Origin of the sequence: Nonlabens tegetincola (assembly GCF_002117085.1) — a bacterium.
Classification (GTDB): Bacteria; Bacteroidota; Bacteroidia; order Flavobacteriales; family Flavobacteriaceae; genus Nonlabens; species Nonlabens tegetincola.
Genome location: NZ_CP019342.1, coordinates 1412205 through 1430814, shown reverse-complemented (window position 1 = coordinate 1430814; position 18610 = coordinate 1412205). Strand labels below are relative to the sequence as shown.

Genomic DNA, 18610 nt, shown 5'->3' with positions numbered 1-18610 from the left:
TTATTTTAGTCAGAGCTTAAATTTACGAAATTACGCTTTCGCGAAAGCGTAATAACCACTAATTTAACCACATGAATCCGGCAGAAGATTATATCTACAAGGCTCCAGAACCTTTCAATCATATCATGATGGACTTACACGTATTTATAAGTTCAAATTTCCCAGATGCCGTTCTAAAATATAAATGGAGTTTACCTTTTTATTATCTTAAGGGAAATATCATGTTTTGTTATATAAATTTTAGAAAGAAATATGTGGACCTAGGACTCGCATATGGCAGTGAATTATCTAATAAACACAATAAATTGGTTGCTGGTGAAGGGCGTAAGCGTATGAGGTCGTTGAGGTATTTTTCTATGGACGATATGGACAATAAAGTGTTGTTAGAAACCTTGATAGAATTACAAAATCTTAGACTGAATAGATAACTTATTAAATAGACAGTTATACATGAAGAGGTCTAAAATTTTATTGATCATTGCCGTTATTTCTCTAGTAGTAGCATTTTATTTTTATCGAGATTACAGCAACTTTTCATCAATTAAACCAACTAACGTTCATTTTGAAAATCGTATTGAAAAATATAGTATTCAAGGAATCGATGTGTCACATCATCAAGGAGTAATTGATTGGGATAAGGTAACCTATCCTAATCCAGAAAGAAGCTTACAATTTGTTTTTATAAGGGCAACTGTAGGAGTGGAAAAAGATAAAAGGTTCAAAAGAAATTGGGAAGAATCACAAGTCTTAGACATAAATCGTGGTGCCTATCATTATTATTGGGCCAATGTTAACAGCACTCAACAAGCAAAAAATTTTATTAAAACGGTAGATTTAAAGAAAGGTGATTTACCACCTGTTCTTGATATTGAAGATGTCTCTAGCATACAATCAATAGAAAACCTGAGAAAAGGACTTAAAAATTGGATTTCTATTATTAAAAAACATTATGGAGTAGCTCCTATTCTTTATACAGGAGCTAGTTATTACAAGGATTATTTATCTAGCGATGATTATTTTAAAAATTATCCTAGGCTGTGGATTGCCAACTACAGCTATCGTGGTCAACCAGAAGGTGATTGGGATTTTTGGCAATTTACTGATAAGCTTGCTGTTCCCGGTATAAGGCCTCTTGTTGATGGCAATGTTTATCGCCACGATGAGAACACATATAATAAACTATTAATTAATTAGGTTGAATAAATGGATTACTCCATTTTTCATCAGTATAGACGGAATTGCCTGAAAGGGTTCTTAAAAAGTTGATGAGATCTTCCTTTTGTGTTTCAGTAAGTTGTAAATCTTGACCAACTGGTCCATTGGGCCCTACAGAAGAGAACAATAAAGGGTCTAATAATTGTTGGTTTGCTATATCAATTTGATTGTAATGGTTGACCATCTCTAACAGCGTTGACAAAGAGGCGTCGTGCATTAAAGGACCATTTAAATTTCCCATGGGATCGGTGAGATCACGTAGGCTAGGAGATCTAGTATTATCATGATCATTTAAATTCGGATTGTTAAGCACTCCAATAACACCATTATTATGGATGTCATCTCTTATGGCAAACTCAGGACCTGCATGGCAACTCACACAACCTGCACCACCATTGACAGCTGGCGTATTAAACAGTCTTTTACCACGATTTTCAGATAGGGTAAAATTAGGAAATGGAGTATTGATATTTCCAGTTTGAACAAGACCTTCATCAAATTTTGAATCAAAAGACTGAATGCTTAAAACAAAATTAGCCAAAGACTCTTGAATGCCTTCTATTGTTACTTGTTCATTGCCGTATACTTGTTTAAAGAGTACTGGATAATACTCTAAGGATTGTAGTTTTTGAACCAAAGACTCCAAAGTATTTGAGTCATTGGAACCGCTAAAACCCATCTCTATATGATCTTGAATAGGTTGTAATACTTGATCTTCTAGAGAACTAGCTCTTTCATCCCAAAAATAAGAAGTTCCTGGTCTATAACCGGCATTTACTAGCCGCATACTGTGCCTTGTAGTAACTCCATTAACACCTATACTTGCCATGTTAAGATCGCCAAAAGCATGAGACTGAATATGGCAACTTGCACAAGAAATAGAATTATCAATAGATAAGTTTTTATCGTAAAATAAAACTCTACCTAATTGCGCTTTTTCATTTTCTACATCATTTCCTGTATTTACGAATCTTATATAGTTGGGTACTTGCGTATTTTGATAGGGTAGTGTTGTAGATAAATTGATGTTTGTAAAATGATTATTAAGAATCTCTTGCTCGGTTAAAATTACTTCATCATTAGAGTCTTGACAACCTATAAAGATGGTACTCAAGACTAATAAACAAATCGAAACTATAAAATGACTTTTTCCCATTTTCAACTAACTTTTAAGTTTAGACTTACATATCTAACAAAAGTTTAACAATTTTAAAAAAAATAAAAAAAGCGCCTCAAAAAATGAGACGCTTTACTATTTTTTTTGGTGATAAATTATTAGTCAACAGCAGCAATTAAAACTCCATCTACAGTTTCTTTAGTTGTTTTTGCTTGTTCAGCAGCAACAGAACTATCTCCTGATCTTATGATGTTTAAAGTACCAATCTTAAAATTGTTAAGATCTACTTGAGCTCCGTTTAACGCCTCTACCATTAAAGACTTTTCGTAATTAAATTTTGAGAAAGAAACTTGTGTATTTCCTTTAACAGAAAGTGCTTTTAAAGAGTTAGTGTAGATTCTAATTTTAAGAGGTTTGGCGCTTGAGCCATTTTGTCGAACGATCAGACTATTGTTTTCAGTTGATATCGTAAAGTTTTTAAGATCTTCTTCATTGAGATTAAACATAACCTTATCCGATGTAGAGTTTACGAATTCTACTTCAGCATCAGCGTGAATTTTTACACGTTTAAGGTCATCTGTGTTTTTTACGGTTTGAGCGTTTGCAATTCCGGCTACCAGAATAACAAACAAAAAAAGTAACTTTTTCATAGCATTTTATTTTGTTGTTCTTATTAAAAGACATGCAAAGTTCCTTTTTGTTACAGTTATAAAAAACTGTTTTACAATTTCTTAAACATAACTTGAATATATCGAAATAAAAAAGTCAGGCAATCCAATGATAGCCTGACTTTGAACGTTGTGTTAACGATAGTTAAAACGAACTAATTGTTTTCCTGATAGTTACGAGTCTTGTCAGTAAACCTTCTAAATGTTGTAGGTCGAGCATATTTGCGCCGTCACTTTTTGCATTTGCTGGGTCAAAATGGGTCTCTATAAACAATCCATCTACATGGTTTACGACACCTGCTCTAGCTATTGTTTCAATCATATCTGGTCTTCCACCAGTTACTCCACTAGATTGATTAGGTTGTTGTAAACTATGCGTCACATCTAGTACTGTAGGAGCAAATTGTCTCATGGTAGGAATTCCTCTAAAATCAACAATCATATCCTGATAACCAAACATGGTACCGCGATCAGTAATCCAAGCCTTATCGCTACCAGAGTCCTTTACTTTTTGAACTGCATGTTGCATAGCTTCGGGTGACATGAATTGCCCCTTTTTAAGGTTAACCACCTTACCTGTTTGTGCAGCTGCAACTACTAGATCGGTTTGTCTAACTAAAAAAGCAGGTATTTGCAGAACATCCACATATTGAGCCGCTTTTTGTGCGTCACTTACTTCATGAATATCGGTAACCGTAGGAACATCAAATGTTTTTGAGACTTTTTCTAGAATTTTTAAAGCTTTTTCATCACCTATTCCAGTAAAGCTGTCAATTCTGCTACGGTTTGCTTTTTTAAAGCTTCCTTTGAATATGTAAGGAATTTTTAAATCATCTGTTATACGCACAACTTTCTCAGCTATTCGTAAAGCCATTTCTTCACCTTCGATAGCACAAGGGCCAGCGAGTAAAAAGAAATTATTACTATCGGTATGCTTAAGTTTTGGAACTTGTTTTAAATCCATAATTTTAATTCTGTACAATTACTTTACGACCACTTTTTTCCCATTGTTGAATTCCTCCTGTTAGGTCGTAAATTTTTAGAAATCCATTTTCCTCGAGAATTTTGGCGCAACGAGCACTTTGACCACCTTTATTACAGTAGAGTAATAATGGTTCCTCTTTATCTAGTGAAGATAAAATCTTTTCGAGATCTGTATTTTCTATCTCCATATTAACTGCGCCTTTAAGATGCTTTTTATTAAAATCAAGATCTTTACGCACGTCAATAAGCTTTACCTTGTTAGTTTCAATTAAGGATTCAGCCTCTTCGGGTGAAACTTTTATAATTGTACCTGGTTTATCTTGAAAACAAGAACTTATGGAAATGGAAAATAGAATTACAAGAAATAATCGATATATAGTTTTCATTAAATGTGCGTTGTTTCTCCTTCCCACTCCATAAATCCACCTAATAGATTATAGGTGTTTGGTAATCCCAGTTGATTCATAATTTGACAAGCTTGAGCGCTACGACCACCAGCACGACAATATACATAGTAGTTTTTAGAAGCATCCATGCCGTTTACAGCATTCATGAAAGTTTCTGGTTCATAAATGTCATAGTGCAGGGCACCAGGAATAATTCCTTCTTCAGTTACTTCTTCTTTTGTTCTAACATCTAGAATGATAGCGTTTTCATCGTTAGCGATGAGCTTTCTCCATTCCTCTTGATTAATATCTTTCATAATTTATATACTACAAGAACTAGTAGTGACCAACTCTTGATTTTTTAATTCAGTTTTTTTGATGGCTCCATAACCACCTAATACATTTTTAAACTTAAAGCCTTGTGATTGAGCAATACTGGCAAAAATCACTGACCTATATCCACCAGCGCAATGCACTGTGTACACTTTGGTTTTATCCAAATGTTTCAATTCGGAATGAACGTTATCTAGAGCATGTAAAGGTACTCCATTGACATGACTGCTTTCATATTCACCAGGTTTACGACAATCTAGCGGTTGTTCAATCATTCCAGACTCTAGTCCATCGATAAATTCTTGAGCTGTAATATCTTCAATGCTTGAAATAGAATATCCTGCAGTTTTCCAACTACTAATTCCTCCTTTAAGATAGCCCTGAGAGTTGTCGTAACCTACTCGCGCTAGTCTAGTAACTGCTTCTTCTTCTCGACCTTCAGGTGCGACTAGGATAATTTTTTGATCAATATCTTCTATTAAAGCTCCTACCCATGGGGCAAATTGTCCATCTAGACCTATGAACCAACTTCCAGGTATGTGTTCTTTGGTAAATTCTTGTGGACTGCGTACATCAAGTACTAAATATTCTGCGTCATCTGCGAGCGCTTTAAAAGATTTTGCATTGATAGGTGTATTTCCTCTTTTTAATATCTCGTCAATACTGCTGTTCACACCCTTGTTCATCCACACGTTTTTAGGAAAATAAGAAGGCGGTGCAGCAATTCCTGTAGTTACTTCTTTGATAAAATCCTCTTTAGTTAAATCAGGATTAAGAGCATAATTAGTTTTCTTTTGATTCCCTAGAGTATCGCTAGTTTCTTTACTCATATTCTTACCACAAGCGCTACCAGCACCATGCGCAGGATATACAATGATGTCATCTGGTAAGGGCATGATGTGATTGCGTAGACTATCATACAAATGACCAGCAAGATCTTCTGTGCTTAGATCTGATTTCACTGCAAGATCTGGACGACCTACATCGCCTATAAAAAGTGTGTCTCCTGTAAATATTGCCTCTGCTTTACCTGTTTCATCTTTTAATAAATAACAAGAGGACTCCATGGTGTGTCCAGGAGTATGTAACAAGGTAAGTGAAATGTCACCGATGGAAAAACTTTGTTGGTGTTCCGCTTTCGCGAAAGCATAACTAGTACTGGCATTAGGCCCGATAACAATTGTGGCACCAGTTTTATCTGCTAGATCTACATGACCAGATACAAAGTCTGCATGAAAATGAGTAAGAAATATATATTTAATGGTAGCTCCTTCTTGAGCAGCTCTATCAATGTAAGGTTGTACCTCGCGTAGTGGATCTATTACCGCAGCCTCGCCATTACTAGAAATGTAATAAGTTCCTTGAGCTAGGCATTTTGTATAATATTGTTCCAATATCATAATTCTAATTTTAAGACAAAAATAAGAAATTATGATAGGGATATGTACCCTGAATTAGGTCAAGTCAATAGATTATAACAATATACCTATTTAATACTGCAACCTATGGCTCTCGTATAGGTGTTTTCTATTTTTTTATTGTTTAAAAGCGCTTGCAAAGCATCTTCTAAAAAATGATTTTTAACTTTACTCGCATCTTTATGATTATCGTCTATTGCTCCTATGTAACGAACTACGTTTCTAGGTCCTTCCTTTTTTAGCAAATAAACATGCGGAGTTTTTGTGGCACCATATTGTGGATATATTTTTTGGCCTTCATCAAATAGATAAGGAAATGTAAAACCTTTTTCTCGAGCTCTTACAATCATGTTCTCATAACTGTCTGCAGGATAAGTTTCGGTATCGTTAGGGTTGATTGCAATTACAGGATATCCTAATTCTTTATACTTTTTATAAATAGCAATAATTCTATCCTCATAAGCCACACTATAAGGACAATGATTACATGTGAAAATTACAATATATCCTTTGGCTTGTTTGTAATCTGATAAGGAAACCATTTTACCATCGATATTTTTAAGAGAAAAATCTGTAGCAACATCACCTACTTTATAACCAGACTCTTGTAAAGTGGCAGCAACATCGTATCCCATTACTTTGGTGTCTATTACACCACTGGTAATGACAACAGCCATAAGTATTACTGCACTTAAACTCAAAAATTTCACGATTTTCATAACCTATCTAAATTGTGCAATGGCTTCTTCCAACTGGTCGTAGGTCACTGCTTTGTTTATAAAATATTTTTCTTTTCCTTTTTTTATAAGGGTTACTGGTATGGCACCATCCCAATGATCGTCTACCATGGGTATCCACTCTGCGGCATAGGGATCATCTAGTAGGTAAACGGAACTTTTAATTTCTTCTTCTTTAAGAAATGGATTTACCGTTGAAGTTACCTTTTCTACATCGTCTAATGATATAAGAACTACATCGACATCATCATATTTACTGTTTACTTTTTCAAAATAGGGTAGTTCCTCTACACAAGGCGCGCACCAGGTTGCCCAAAAATTTATAACCTGAATCTTTTCACTAGGCTCGTTGATGATATTAATAAAGCCTTCTCTTTGAATGACTTGGGTTGTGCTTATGGGTTTATCCTCTTTGCAAGAGAGTATTCCTAATAAAATGAATAAGTAAAGTGTCCACTTCATAATGCAATATTAGACAGGTATTTTCACATGTGATGTGTGATTAACGATTGTTTGATATGGAATTAAGGAAATTTTAAAATTATAAGGGCAGTTTACTTTTCATTTTCTCTACCATCTTAAACGCAGCAGGACAAATGGCTGTGTTTTTTACCGTCAAAGTTCCTATTTGATAAATTTTGCGCCTATCGGTGTGCGGATATTCTCTACAAGCTTTGGGTCTTACCTCATAAATAGAACAATAATTATCTGCTCCTAGAAAGTGGCAAGGCACCTGTTTAAGTACATAGTCGTTATCCTCGTCTATACGCAAGTAATCATCAATAAAATCGGATGGCTTCATCCTAAAATGCTTAGCGATGCGCGCTATGTCATTGTCGGTAAATAGAGGACCAGTTGTTTTACAACAATTTGCACAAGTTAGGCAGTCCACTTCATCAAAAACCTCATCGTGAGTTTCTTGAACTACATAATCTAGGTTTTTGGGCTTTTTTTTGCGTAATTTTTTAAAATACTGAGTGTTTTCAGTCTTTTTTTGAGAGGAAAGGTGGGGTAATTTTTTTAAAAAATCGTCCATTAATTGCAATTCCCGGTAGGCATTCCAGAGTTGTATCCCAGTTCCTTTAATTCACTTATGATACTGCAAAATAAATTTCTAGACCAGTACATGCTTGTCCTTTGTTTTGCAGCCGATAGATCACCTTGTATCTCGTTAATTTTTTGCGCAGTACTGCTTTCTAGGTATTTGGCATAGGCTGCCTTCTGTTCCTCAGTCATGGCAGCTGGATTTTCACGCAATTGAATTCCCGCTTCGGATTTATAAAATTTAATCAATTGCTCTAGGTCATATTTTTCTGTGATAATACTACGATACTCTGCCGCTAGTATTCCCTTGAATTGGGCTACGCTTTCCTTCTTGTTGTTTTGATGCTTTTTCCAAAAACTTTCAGGAACCGATTGTGATTGAAAAGCATCCTTAATTTGATTAAGCATCATGTCATAAGCTTGATTATATTCCTTATCGATTCCACCTACTTCAAAATATTCCATTACGAGAGTTTGGTAGGATGGTGATTGCGCTTTCGCGAAAGCGGAACCAAAGACTACTAGAGCGATTACAAAAGCTTTTTTCATGATATCAAAATTATTTATGATACAAGTTTACTAAAATATTTACCGATCAATCCAAATGTAAGTTACAAAAAAAACTGCCCGATAAACGGACAGTTTTTAAGGATTAATTGCTCATTACACGATGACGTTCACGAGCTAATAACGTATTTTTAAGTAGCATTGCAATGGTCATAGGACCTACACCACCTGGAACAGGTGTTATTGCACTTACCTTTTTGGATACATTCTCAAAATCAACATCACCAGTGATGTAATAACCTTTTGCAGCACTTTCATCAGGAACACGAGTAATTCCCACATCGATAATTACTGCATCATCTTTAACCATTTCGGCTTTAAGAAAACCGGGAACTCCAAGCGCTGAAATGATAATATCAGCTTGTGAAGTAATTTGAGTAATATTCTTAGTTTGACTGTGAGTAAGTGTTACGGTTGAGTTTCCTGGGAAACCTTTTCTTCCCATAAGAATGCTCATAGGTCTACCTACAATATGCGATCGACCTATTACTACGGTATGTTTACCTTTAGTTTCAATGTTGTATCGTTCTAGTAATTCAAGAATACCAAAAGGAGTAGCTGGGATAAACGTACTCATATCTAGCGCCATTCTTCCAAAATTGGTTGGATGAAATCCATCGACATCTTTGTCTGGATCTACAGCCATTAGAACTTTTTGGGTGTCAATTTGTTTAGGTAAAGGAAGCTGAACAATGAATCCATCAATTTCAGGATTTTGATTTAATTTTTTAATCTCTTTAAGCAATTCGGTTTCACTGGTAGTATTAGGCATTTTAATCAATGTGCTCTCGAAACCTACACGCTCACACGCTCTTACTTTACTGCCTACGTAAGTAAGACTTGCGCCATCATTACCTACAATTATTGCTGCTAGATGAGGTACTTTTTCACCTTTATCTTTCATTTCTTGAACTGCAGCTGTGATTTCATTCTTGATATCATTACTGGTCTTTTTACCGTCTAGTAGGATCATGATGCTTTTAAATTAATCGACTGTAAAATTGAAGAATTTGATTGATTTTTAAAAGTTTTGAAGTAATAGGTTTTCACTAGTTGTTAACGAAAACGTTTTATTAAAGACGGTGCGATAAATCAACTGTTTTAATACGTATGATAAAATGAATTACCAATCAAACCGCAGGTAAGAATAACTTAATGCTATTGATTATATGTTATACACAGGTGAAACTGGAGTCCAAACCAATTATTGTAATGCAATAACTTTAAAAGTTGGAGCAATAGTGAAGTTCACTCAATATGAGAGAATTCAAAATTATGTATTAAATAAAGACGAAAAGCTCTTTTAAAATAGAGTAGGAGATGTGTTTATCTCATTTTACCCAGTGCATTCATCATTGCTTTTCCTTTACCGCCTTGCATCATTTTCATCATCTTGCTCATTTGGTCAAATTGTTTGAGCAGTTGATTTACATCTTTAACCGTACTACCACTACCTTTTGCAATACGTTTTTTACGACTACCATTGATAATTTGTGGTTTAGTACGTTCTTCAGGTGTCATAGAATGTATGATCGCTTCAATACCTTTAAAAGCATCGTCGTCGATATCTACATTTTTAAGCATTTTTCCAGCACCAGGAATCATTCCCATAAGATCTTTAATGTTACCCATTTTTTTGATCTGCTGGATCTGACTTAGGAAGTCATCAAAACCGAACTGGTTTTTGGCAATTTTTTTATTCAGTTTACGAGCTTGTTCCTCGTCAAATTGTTCTTGCGCTCTTTCTACAAGTGAAACGACGTCTCCCATTCCTAGGATACGATCTGCCATACGTGATGGATAGAAAACATCAATGGCTTCCATTTTTTCACCTGTACCTATGAATTTAATAGGTTTGTCAACAACCGATTTAATAGACAAAGCAGCACCACCACGAGTATCACCATCTAGTTTAGTAAGAACAACTCCATCAAAATTTAAACGATCATTAAATGCTTTAGCTGTATTCACAGCATCCTGACCTGTCATCGAGTCTACAACAAAAAGAGTCTCTTGTGGTTGAACAGCAGCATGTACTTGAGCAATTTCATTCATCATTTGCTCATCTACTGCTAGACGACCAGCGGTATCTATAATAACAACGTTAAAGCCGTTTTGTTTTGCATGAGCTATTGCAGCTTGAGAAATCTTAACTGGATCTTTTTCGTCACGATTAGAATAAACTTCAACACCTATTGATTCACCTACTACATGTAACTGGTCAATAGCTGCAGGTCTATAAATATCACAGGCAACTAATAAAGGTTTTTTGCTTTTTTTTGTTTTTAAGAAGTTAGCCAGTTTACCAGAGAATGTAGTTTTACCACTACCTTGTAGACCAGACATTAAAATAACAGATGGATTACCCGATAGATTAACACCGGTAACTTCACCACCCATTAATTCTGCTAGCTCATCTCGTACAATTTTTGTAAGTAATTGACCAGGCTTTAATGAGGTAAGAACTCCTTGTCCAATCGCTTTATCTTTAGCCTTTTTAGTAAACTCCTTGGCAATTTTAAAGTTTACATCGGCATCAACTAGAGCACGTCTTATTTCTTTAAGCGTGTCAGCTACGTTAACTTCAGTAATACTACCATGCCCTTTAAGGACGTGCATGGCTTTATCTAACTTATCGGATAAATTATCAAACATAGGTATACCTCATTTTTAAGGAATGCAAAGGTAACATTTCTAGTAACGTGTTTCAAGTGAATTAGCTAGGTTCAGTATAAGAAAATGTTTCTTACCTACGTAAAAAGCAAACAGCCTTGTACCAACAGGTTACAAGGCTGTTTTTGTAGAAATGTAGTAAGTATTTACTTAATGGCCACTAATTCAAGGTCAAAAACCAAATCCTTACCAGCTAGTGGATGATTAGCATCTACCACAATGTGATCATCGTGCACTTCACTCACACGTAGTTGACGTTCAGTACCATCTGGATTTTGAGAAACTAGTCCCATACCTACTTGTGGTTCAATTTCTTGAGGTAAGTTTGCTCTATCAACTTTTTGGAAAAGTTGATCGTGTATTTCACCATAAGCATCTTCCTTGTTTATCGTAATAGTTTTTTTCTCGTTCACCTTCATGTCGATAAGACCATGCTCAAAACCAGGAATTAATTGACCTAGTCCTAAGGTTACCTCTAAAGGATCGCGATCTAGGCTACTATCAAATATTTGCCCATCTGTTAATTTTCCTGTGTAATGTACTTGTACAGTATCGTTTTCTTTTACTTGACTCATTGTAATTGTCTTGTTATTAGGCTTCAAAAGTATCAATCTAAATACCGCTAGACGAATTATATCTAAATTTCTCTTTGCTTTAAGAAAGACTTAACGTTCTTAATGTGTTAAACGTTAAATCGTAAAACGGTTTTATGCTTTTTTGATCATTTTATCCATGACGAATACGTGAGGAAACGTTATTCCTCCTAAGAATGCAACTATAATAGTCAGCAAGAATTGAGTTCTTTCTTGAAGAAAAAAATACAAAACACCTAAGAATATTAATGAAGCGATCCAATACAGTGAACTGTATTTAATATAACTCCAAACATGTGACTGATTTGAGTCGCCATATAAAAAAGTGATTTGAGTGTACATAGAAGGTATACTGTGCCATAAAACAAAATAGATGGCAAATCCCCATAATAGACTACTTGTATTAAAAATAATAAAGATGACAGCTAGATATAATAATTCCTTAGCAATCGTCTTAAAAGGAAGACCTCGTAATTGATAGGCTCCAGTAGCAACGAGGATAACGCATGTAGCAAGAAGTGCATAGTACAGTTGCTGCTCAGTTATGTTCATGGATACTATTTCATTGATAACATTTAGACTTTGACTAGAATTAATTTTGAATAGCATCAATAGGATTAATAATCCATAAGCCGCTACAAATAGATTGTTTTTCCAGGAAGCAGGTAATTGGTATTTTTCAAAATGTTCTTGTCCAAAATGATATCCACTTACCAGGATAAAAAGTCCAAGGGTAATTTGTGGTGAAAGAAAAAACCCTATGGTTCCTAGTAACACCACAACTATATACTTCAATATGAATGAAAGTATCCTTTTAGTAGAACGTTCACTTTTGTTAAGGTGAATTCGCACATCATTAGCGCCATGTATGACTCCAATTGATAAAATTAATACCAATCCTAATCCATTTTCCCAATCTTCAGAAATGCGTGTTGACACCCATAAACAAAGGAAACTTAGTATTAAAATGATACGATATAAACCTTGGTAAGACATTTTTTGTTTAAAATTAACATTATAAAGTTAAACAAATATGTTTAAAGTTTTGTAAATTTAGTTCAACAAAAACATTTTATTATGAATACTTTATTATTACTTACCGAAGTTTCAAAAATCGCTCCCAATGATTACGTAGGGTTTTCGTTTTTTGTAGGCTGTATGGCTATGATGGCTGCCAGCGCCTTCTTTTTTCTTTCCATGAATTCTTTTGATAGAAAATGGCGTGTCTCTATTTTAGTTTCAGGATTGATCACTTTCATTGCTGCGGTTCACTATTGGTATATGAGAGATTATTGGTCTTCTTTTGCAGAATCACCAGTATTTTTTAGATATGTGGATTGGGTTCTTACGGTACCTTTAATGTGCGTTGAATTTTATTTAATTCTTAAGGTCGCTGGTGCAAAGAAATCTTTAATGTGGAAACTCATTTTACTTTCAGTTGTAATGCTTGTAACAGGATACTTTGGCGAAGCAGTTGATAGGGACAATGCCTGGTTATGGGGATTAGTTTCAGGATTAGCTTACTTCTGGATTGTTGCAATCATCTGGTTTGGCGAGGCGAAAAAACTCGCACAACAAGCAGGTGGCTACGTTTTGAGCGCTCATAAAACCTTGTGCTGGTTTGTACTAGTGGGATGGGCCATTTACCCGATAGGGTATATGGCAGGAACTCCAGGTTGGTACGAATCGATTTTTGGAGGATTGGACCTTGATGTTGTATACAACATAGGTGACGCTATTAATAAAATTGGGTTTGGGTTAGTTATCTACAATCTAGCTGTACAAGTTCAAAGTAAAAATGCTTAATTACTAGATTTACTTTCGTTTTCCCCTTTTAAAAGACCTGTTGTGCCACAGGTCTTTTTTTATGGATGATGTTTTTGGGATTACGCTTTCGCGAAAGCGAGTACAAATTAACACTGCAATAAAAATAAAAAGCCTAAAAACCAATAAATAAGAGTACTTTTGCAGCCTGAAATTAAGGTACTATAATGAAAGACATCAGAAATATCGCGATTATCGCACACGTTGACCACGGTAAAACTACCCTGGTAGACAAGATTTTACACCATTGTGAGATTTTTCGTGAGAATGAATCTACTGGAGAATTAATCTTAGATAATAATGACCTAGAACGTGAGCGTGGTATTACCATTCTTGCAAAAAACGTTTCGGTTACCTATAAAGGAACTAAAATTAATATTATCGATACTCCTGGTCACGCCGATTTTGGTGGTGAAGTAGAACGTGTTCTTAACATGGCCGATGGGGTTTTGTTACTGGTTGACGCTTTTGAAGGTCCAATGCCTCAAACTCGTTTTGTTCTTCAAAAAGCAATTGACATGGGACTTAAACCATGTGTAGTTGTTAACAAAGTAGATAAAGAAAACTGTACACCAGACGAAGTTCACGAGGCAGTATTTGACTTGATGTTTGAATTAGGTGCCGAAGAATGGCAAATGGACTTCCCAACGGTATACGGTAGTGCCAAAAATAATTGGATGAGTGACGATTGGCAAGATCAAACAGATTCTATCGAGCCGTTACTAGATATGGTAATTGAGCACATACCTGCTCCTAAAGTGAGTGAAGGTACTACTCAAATGCTAATTACTTCATTAGACTACTCTAGTTATACAGGTCGTATTGCGATAGGTAGAGTGTCTAGAGGTACTCTTAAAGAAGGGCAGCAAGTAACCTTGTGTAAACGTGATGGTAGCCAGATGAAGTCTAAAATCAAAGAGCTTAACGTATTTGATGGAATGGGCCGTGCCAAAGTAGCCGAAGTTCAAGCAGGAGATATTTGTGCTGTTGTAGGTTTAGAAGGTTTTGAGATTGGAGATTCTATCGCCGATTATGAAAATCCTGAAGCTATGGAAACTATAGCGATTGATGAGCCTACAATGAGTATGTTATTTACTATTAACGACTCACCATTTTTTGGTAAGGATGGAAAATTTGTTACTTCTAGGCACATTAAAGACCGTTTAACTAAGGAGCTTGAGAAGAATCTTGCTCTGCAAGTGCAAGATACAGATAGCGCTGATAAGTTTATGGTTTTTGGTCGTGGTGTGTTACACTTGTCGGTTCTTATAGAGACTATGAGAAGAGAAGGGTATGAGCTTCAAATCGGGCAGCCACAGGTTATCATCAAAGAGATAGATGGTGTTAAATGTGAGCCAGTAGAAGAACTTACCATTGACTTACCAGAAAACGTTAGTGGTAAAGCTGTTGAAATGGTTACTATGAGAAAAGGTGAAATGACTAGTATGACTCCTAAAGGTGATCGTATGGTTATTGAATTTAAAATTCCATCTAGAGGTATCATAGGATTAAGAAATCAGTTAATTACTGCGACAGCTGGTGAGGCGATTATGAATCACCGTTTTATAGCATTTGAACCATTTAAAGGAGAAATTCCAGGTCGTATTAATGGATCGTTAATCTCGATGGAAAAAGGTACAGCTATCCCTTATTCATTAGATAAACTTCAAGATCGCGGTAAGTTTTTTATAGCGCCAGGTGAAGAGATTTATACAGGTCAAGTGGTAGGTGAAAATTCAAGAGCAGATGATCTTGTCGTAAACCTTACAAAGACTAAAAAATTATCTAACGTGCGTAGTGCAGGTGCAGATGATAAGGTGAAAATCGCTCCGCCGATTAAATTCACTCTAGAAGAAGCACTGGAATACATACAAAAAGATGAGTATGTAGAGGTAACACCTAACTTCATAAGATTACGTAAGATTTTCCTTGATGAGAATGAACGTAAAAGAAGAGCGAAAGAATTAGGTTAAAAACTTCGTTTAAATAATTACAAAAGGTCTGTGAGCAATCACAGACCTTTTTTTTATGATCATTTGTAATTTTTACAAGTTTAACTTCTAACAATTTGTAGAATACATCATATAAAAGTCTATAATTCAACTAATTTGGTTGAAAATCATTTATTATGAATTACTTTAAAATTCTATTGTTGCTATGCTTTACTATGATACTGGTTGCTTCATGTGAAGAAGTACAAGAAGAAAGTGAAATTAAAGATGTTAGACTTTATGGACCAGTGTACCAGTTTAATGAAGAACAAAAGGACCTCATTGTAAAAAATGTTTACGATGTAGGTGATTGCATATCATTTGTAAATGATGATGAATTAGAACTACAAGCTTGTGTGCAAAGAGTAAATAAAGGAATTAGTCAGCGAGGAGGAACTACTGGCTGGTATTCAATACCTAGATATCAAACGGAATATTCAACCATTCATTTCACAATAGACGATCCTAGAACTAGTTTTGAAACTACTCTGGCCTACGTTGCAGATTTCTCAAGATTTGGCAACTTTAATGTGAAATTACTATTCAGCTACTATAATAATAATGCAACGCAATTTACTGATGGAGTAGTGCTTAATGGTTTTTTTGACCAACCCGAACAAGTGATGACCATTGGTGAGAGAACATTTTATCGTGTAGTTGAAATCAATTCAGGTACAACATTAGAATATGTTGATTCACATACCAATATTACGGTTAATGTGAATAAAATATGGTATGATATCGATTATGGTATTATTGGGTTTTCTACAGTTCAAAATGAAGATTGGCTCATTAAATCTTAATAAAAAAAGGCCTGTGAACCATCACAGACCTTTCAATAAAAACGTTATTGTTTTTTAGTTTTCTTGTTCTAGAGCATCCCAATACTCATACGCACGTCTTAAGTGTGGAATGACTATGGTACCGCCTACTAAGGTTGCGATTGACAAAGCCTCAACCACTTCTTCTTTTTTAAGACCAGCTTCTTTACTAGCTTGTAAATGATAGCGCACGCAGTCGTCACATCTTAAAACAGTACTTGCTACTAGACCTAAAAGTTCTTTAGTCTTCTTGTCCAAAGCACCTTCAGTAAAGGCGTTTGTGTCTAGATTAAAAATACGTTTGATAACTTTATTGTTATCTTCAAGAATAGCATCGTTCATTTTGGCACGATAACTATTGAATTCTTCTACAATATTACTCATAAAATTAAATGCCTTATTAGGCTACTTTTTTACGTTGTCTATAAAGTACAAACATAGATATGAAAACACTTAACTCGTATAAAATTAACACAGGTATAGCAACTATTATCTGACTTTGAATATCAGGTGGCGTTATCACAGCAGCAACTATTAGGACAATTACTAGTGCAAACTTGCGGTATTTGCGCATCGCTTGTGGTGTACACAATCCTACTTTGGTTAAAAAGTACACGATTATAGGTAGTTCAAACATGATTCCGCAGGAAAGAACACAGGCTCTTACTAAACCTATATAACTATTTAAATCAGGTTCAAACTTAATAAGTTCTGATAATTCATAGGTAGCTAGAAAATGTACTGATAACGGAGCGATCAAATAATAACCGAATAACGCACCAGTAAAGAACAATAATGAGCTTGCGATGATAAACCCTTTAGAATATTTACGTTCATTTGGTTTAAGCCCTGGAGAGATAAAATTCCAAAATTGCCATAGAATCCATGGAAAAGCGGTTATAAATCCTACCGTAATCGAAGTCCAAATGTGAGCACTGAATAAATCAGGCATTTTTCTAGTTTGAGTAGCAAAATTTAAATTAGGATTACAAAATTCACTTTCAAATCCTAGCCATTTAGCAAACTCACAAAATTTCTGGTAACTGATAAAATCATTTTTACTAGGTCCCAGAAGAACACCGTCGATTACTACATCTTTAAAAATGAAGGCAACAATTGCCATTAAGAGCACGCCACCTATAGATCGTATAATTGCCCATCGCAATTCCTCTACGTGATCAAGAAATGACATGTTGTTAGGGTCTACTTTTTTTCTAGCCATGTTATAAGATACCTTCTCTTATTAAATCATGAATATGAACAACACCTGCGTACTCACCGTTATTGGTAGCCACTAGTTGAGAAATATTGTATTCCTCCATGGTTTCTCTAGCCTCAACTGCCATCGCATTTGTATCGATAGTTTTAGGGTGATCGCTCATTATATCGTGAGCTTGTAAATCGTCTATATTACGACCACTAGTGAGCATTCTTCTTAAATCTCCATCAGTAATAACACCTATAGCCTTAGACTCACTAGTCACAACCGTCATCCCTAGCATGTTTTCTGAAATATTAATGATCACTTCACGTAAACTTGTGGTTGCAGATACTTCAGGCTTTTTATTTTGAGAAACAAGATCATCAACCCTTAAATAAAGTTTTTTACCTAAAGCGCCACCTGGATGATATTTTGCAAAATCCTTGTCACTAAACCCTTTTAATTCTAACAGACTTACCGCAAGAGCATCACCTATAACTAGTTGAGCAGTTGTACTGGTAGTAGGAGCAAGGCCGTTGGGACAAGCCTCTTCCTCAATAGGAGCATGTAGGATAAAGTCTGCTTCCTTACCTAAAAAGGAATCTTTATGACTAGTAATTGCTATCAAAAGGTTGCCAAAATCCTTTATTAGTGGAACAAGTACTTTTATTTCTGGAGTGTTACCACTTTTTGACAGGCACACAACAACATCATTTTTCTGTATAATTCCTAGGTCACCGTGTATTGCATCAGCGGCATGCATGAAAATAGCTGGTGTCCCAGTACTGTTCATGGTAGCTACTATCTTTTGCGCGATTATGGCGCTTTTACCTATTCCAGTAATGATGACCCTACCGTTTGAATTATGTATGGATAATACCGCTTTCGCGAAAGCGGAATCAATACTATTTATTAAATTATTAACAGCTTGTGCCTCAATGCTTACTGTTCTTTTTGCAGCTTCAAGAGCTTTATTTTCTAAATCCAAGAGTGATAAGATTTAATAGTAATTTGAAATATTCTAATTTAGTCGTAAAT

The 18610-nt window shown here is 35.2% G+C and carries 22 protein-coding genes; 5 read left to right on the top strand and 17 right to left on the bottom strand.

Features of this window, described 5'->3' with window-relative positions; all coding sequences use genetic code 11:
- Positions 1-71: 71 nt before the first annotated feature.
- Both BST91_RS06870 and BST91_RS06865 read left to right on the top strand, forming a co-directional pair.
- The gene (locus tag BST91_RS06870; protein ID WP_042280340.1) at positions 72-428 is read left to right on the top strand and encodes a DUF1801 domain-containing protein; all 357 of its coding nucleotides are present in this window, start codon (positions 72-74) and stop codon (positions 426-428) included.
- A gap of 22 nt (positions 429-450) precedes the next feature.
- On the top strand, positions 451-1194 hold the full coding sequence (locus BST91_RS06865; RefSeq protein WP_085774921.1) for a glycoside hydrolase family 25 protein: 744 nt from the start codon (positions 451-453) through the stop codon (positions 1192-1194).
- Here BST91_RS06865 and BST91_RS06860 read toward each other — a convergent pair.
- From BST91_RS06860 to BST91_RS06795, 14 genes are all read right to left on the bottom strand, one after another.
- Positions 1187-2329, bottom strand: a complete 1143-nt coding sequence (locus BST91_RS06860) for a cytochrome-c peroxidase (RefSeq protein WP_244895585.1) — start codon at positions 2327-2329, stop codon at positions 1187-1189. The genes BST91_RS06865 and BST91_RS06860 overlap by 8 nt on opposite strands.
- A 161-nt stretch (positions 2330-2490) precedes the next feature.
- Positions 2491-2982 carry a GIN domain-containing protein gene (locus BST91_RS06855; protein WP_085774920.1) on the bottom strand — a complete coding sequence of 164 codons (492 nt, stop codon included), beginning with the start codon at positions 2980-2982 and terminating at the stop codon, positions 2491-2493.
- Positions 2983-3145: 163 nt separating this feature from the next.
- Entirely contained in the window at positions 3146-3964 is an 819-nt protein-coding gene (gene kdsA, locus BST91_RS06850; protein ID WP_042280334.1) for a 3-deoxy-8-phosphooctulonate synthase, read from the bottom strand.
- Positions 3965-3968: 4 nt separating this feature from the next.
- A complete protein-coding gene (locus BST91_RS06845; RefSeq protein WP_042280333.1) occupies positions 3969-4370 on the bottom strand; it encodes a rhodanese-like domain-containing protein in 402 nt (133 codons plus the stop codon).
- On the bottom strand, positions 4370-4687 hold the full coding sequence (locus tag BST91_RS06840) for a rhodanese-like domain-containing protein (RefSeq protein WP_085774919.1): 318 nt from the start codon (positions 4685-4687) through the stop codon (positions 4370-4372). The genes BST91_RS06845 and BST91_RS06840 overlap by 1 nt, the downstream gene beginning before the upstream one ends.
- Before the next feature lie 3 nt (positions 4688-4690).
- Positions 4691-6103, bottom strand: coding sequence for an MBL fold metallo-hydrolase (locus tag BST91_RS06835; RefSeq protein WP_085774918.1), 1413 nt, complete (start codon positions 6101-6103; stop codon positions 4691-4693).
- Positions 6104-6189: 86 nt separating this feature from the next.
- A complete protein-coding gene (locus BST91_RS06830) occupies positions 6190-6840 on the bottom strand; it encodes a redoxin domain-containing protein (RefSeq protein WP_085774917.1) in 651 nt (216 codons plus the stop codon).
- Between the two features lie 3 nt (positions 6841-6843).
- A complete protein-coding gene (locus BST91_RS06825) occupies positions 6844-7320 on the bottom strand; it encodes a redoxin family protein (protein WP_085774916.1) in 477 nt (158 codons plus the stop codon).
- 79 nt (positions 7321-7399) lie between these two features.
- Positions 7400-7894: a YkgJ family cysteine cluster protein gene (locus BST91_RS06820; protein ID WP_085774915.1), complete on the bottom strand. Its 495-nt coding sequence runs from the start codon at positions 7892-7894 to the stop codon at positions 7400-7402.
- The gene (locus BST91_RS06815; RefSeq protein WP_042280320.1) at positions 7894-8451 is read right to left on the bottom strand and encodes a DUF2059 domain-containing protein; all 558 of its coding nucleotides are present in this window, start codon (positions 8449-8451) and stop codon (positions 7894-7896) included. The genes BST91_RS06820 and BST91_RS06815 overlap by 1 nt, the downstream gene beginning before the upstream one ends.
- Before the next feature lie 103 nt (positions 8452-8554).
- On the bottom strand, positions 8555-9442 hold the full coding sequence (locus tag BST91_RS06810) for a bifunctional 5,10-methylenetetrahydrofolate dehydrogenase/5,10-methenyltetrahydrofolate cyclohydrolase (RefSeq protein WP_042280318.1): 888 nt from the start codon (positions 9440-9442) through the stop codon (positions 8555-8557).
- A gap of 353 nt (positions 9443-9795) precedes the next feature.
- Positions 9796-11124 carry a signal recognition particle protein gene (gene ffh, locus BST91_RS06805; RefSeq protein WP_042280317.1) on the bottom strand — a complete coding sequence of 443 codons (1329 nt, stop codon included), beginning with the start codon at positions 11122-11124 and terminating at the stop codon, positions 9796-9798.
- A gap of 164 nt (positions 11125-11288) precedes the next feature.
- Positions 11289-11717: an FKBP-type peptidyl-prolyl cis-trans isomerase gene (locus tag BST91_RS06800; protein ID WP_085774914.1), complete on the bottom strand. Its 429-nt coding sequence runs from the start codon at positions 11715-11717 to the stop codon at positions 11289-11291.
- Positions 11718-11849: 132 nt separating this feature from the next.
- Positions 11850-12731 (bottom strand): Brp/Blh family beta-carotene 15,15'-dioxygenase, encoded by an 882-nt coding sequence (locus BST91_RS06795; protein ID WP_085774913.1) that lies wholly within the window; start codon positions 12729-12731, stop codon positions 11850-11852.
- A gap of 81 nt (positions 12732-12812) precedes the next feature.
- Here BST91_RS06795 and BST91_RS06790 point away from each other — a divergent pair, with 81 nt between their 5' ends.
- From BST91_RS06790 to BST91_RS06780, 3 genes are all read left to right on the top strand, one after another.
- Positions 12813-13541 carry a bacteriorhodopsin-like gene (locus BST91_RS06790; RefSeq protein ID WP_042280311.1) on the top strand — a complete coding sequence of 243 codons (729 nt, stop codon included), beginning with the start codon at positions 12813-12815 and terminating at the stop codon, positions 13539-13541.
- Between the two features lie 185 nt (positions 13542-13726).
- Positions 13727-15532, top strand: coding sequence for a translational GTPase TypA (typA, locus tag BST91_RS06785; protein ID WP_042280309.1), 1806 nt, complete (start codon positions 13727-13729; stop codon positions 15530-15532).
- Positions 15533-15687: 155 nt separating this feature from the next.
- Entirely contained in the window at positions 15688-16353 is a 666-nt protein-coding gene (locus BST91_RS06780) for a hypothetical protein (RefSeq protein WP_157546913.1), read from the top strand.
- A 54-nt stretch (positions 16354-16407) separates the two neighbouring features.
- On the opposite strand, the gene BST91_RS06775 is transcribed toward BST91_RS06780, so the two are convergent.
- The 3 genes from BST91_RS06775 to BST91_RS06765 are packed head-to-tail and all read right to left on the bottom strand — an operon-like array spanning position 16408 to position 18560.
- Positions 16408-16755, bottom strand: coding sequence for a carboxymuconolactone decarboxylase family protein (locus BST91_RS06775; RefSeq protein WP_060524643.1), 348 nt, complete (start codon positions 16753-16755; stop codon positions 16408-16410).
- 16 nt (positions 16756-16771) lie between these two features.
- The gene (gene tatC, locus BST91_RS06770; RefSeq protein ID WP_085774911.1) at positions 16772-17593 is read right to left on the bottom strand and encodes a twin-arginine translocase subunit TatC; all 822 of its coding nucleotides are present in this window, start codon (positions 17591-17593) and stop codon (positions 16772-16774) included.
- 1 nt (position 17594) lies between these two features.
- Complete coding sequence (locus BST91_RS06765) at positions 17595-18560, bottom strand: KpsF/GutQ family sugar-phosphate isomerase (RefSeq protein ID WP_085774910.1); 966 nt, start codon at positions 18558-18560, stop codon at positions 17595-17597.
- Positions 18561-18610: the final 50 nt, after the last annotated feature.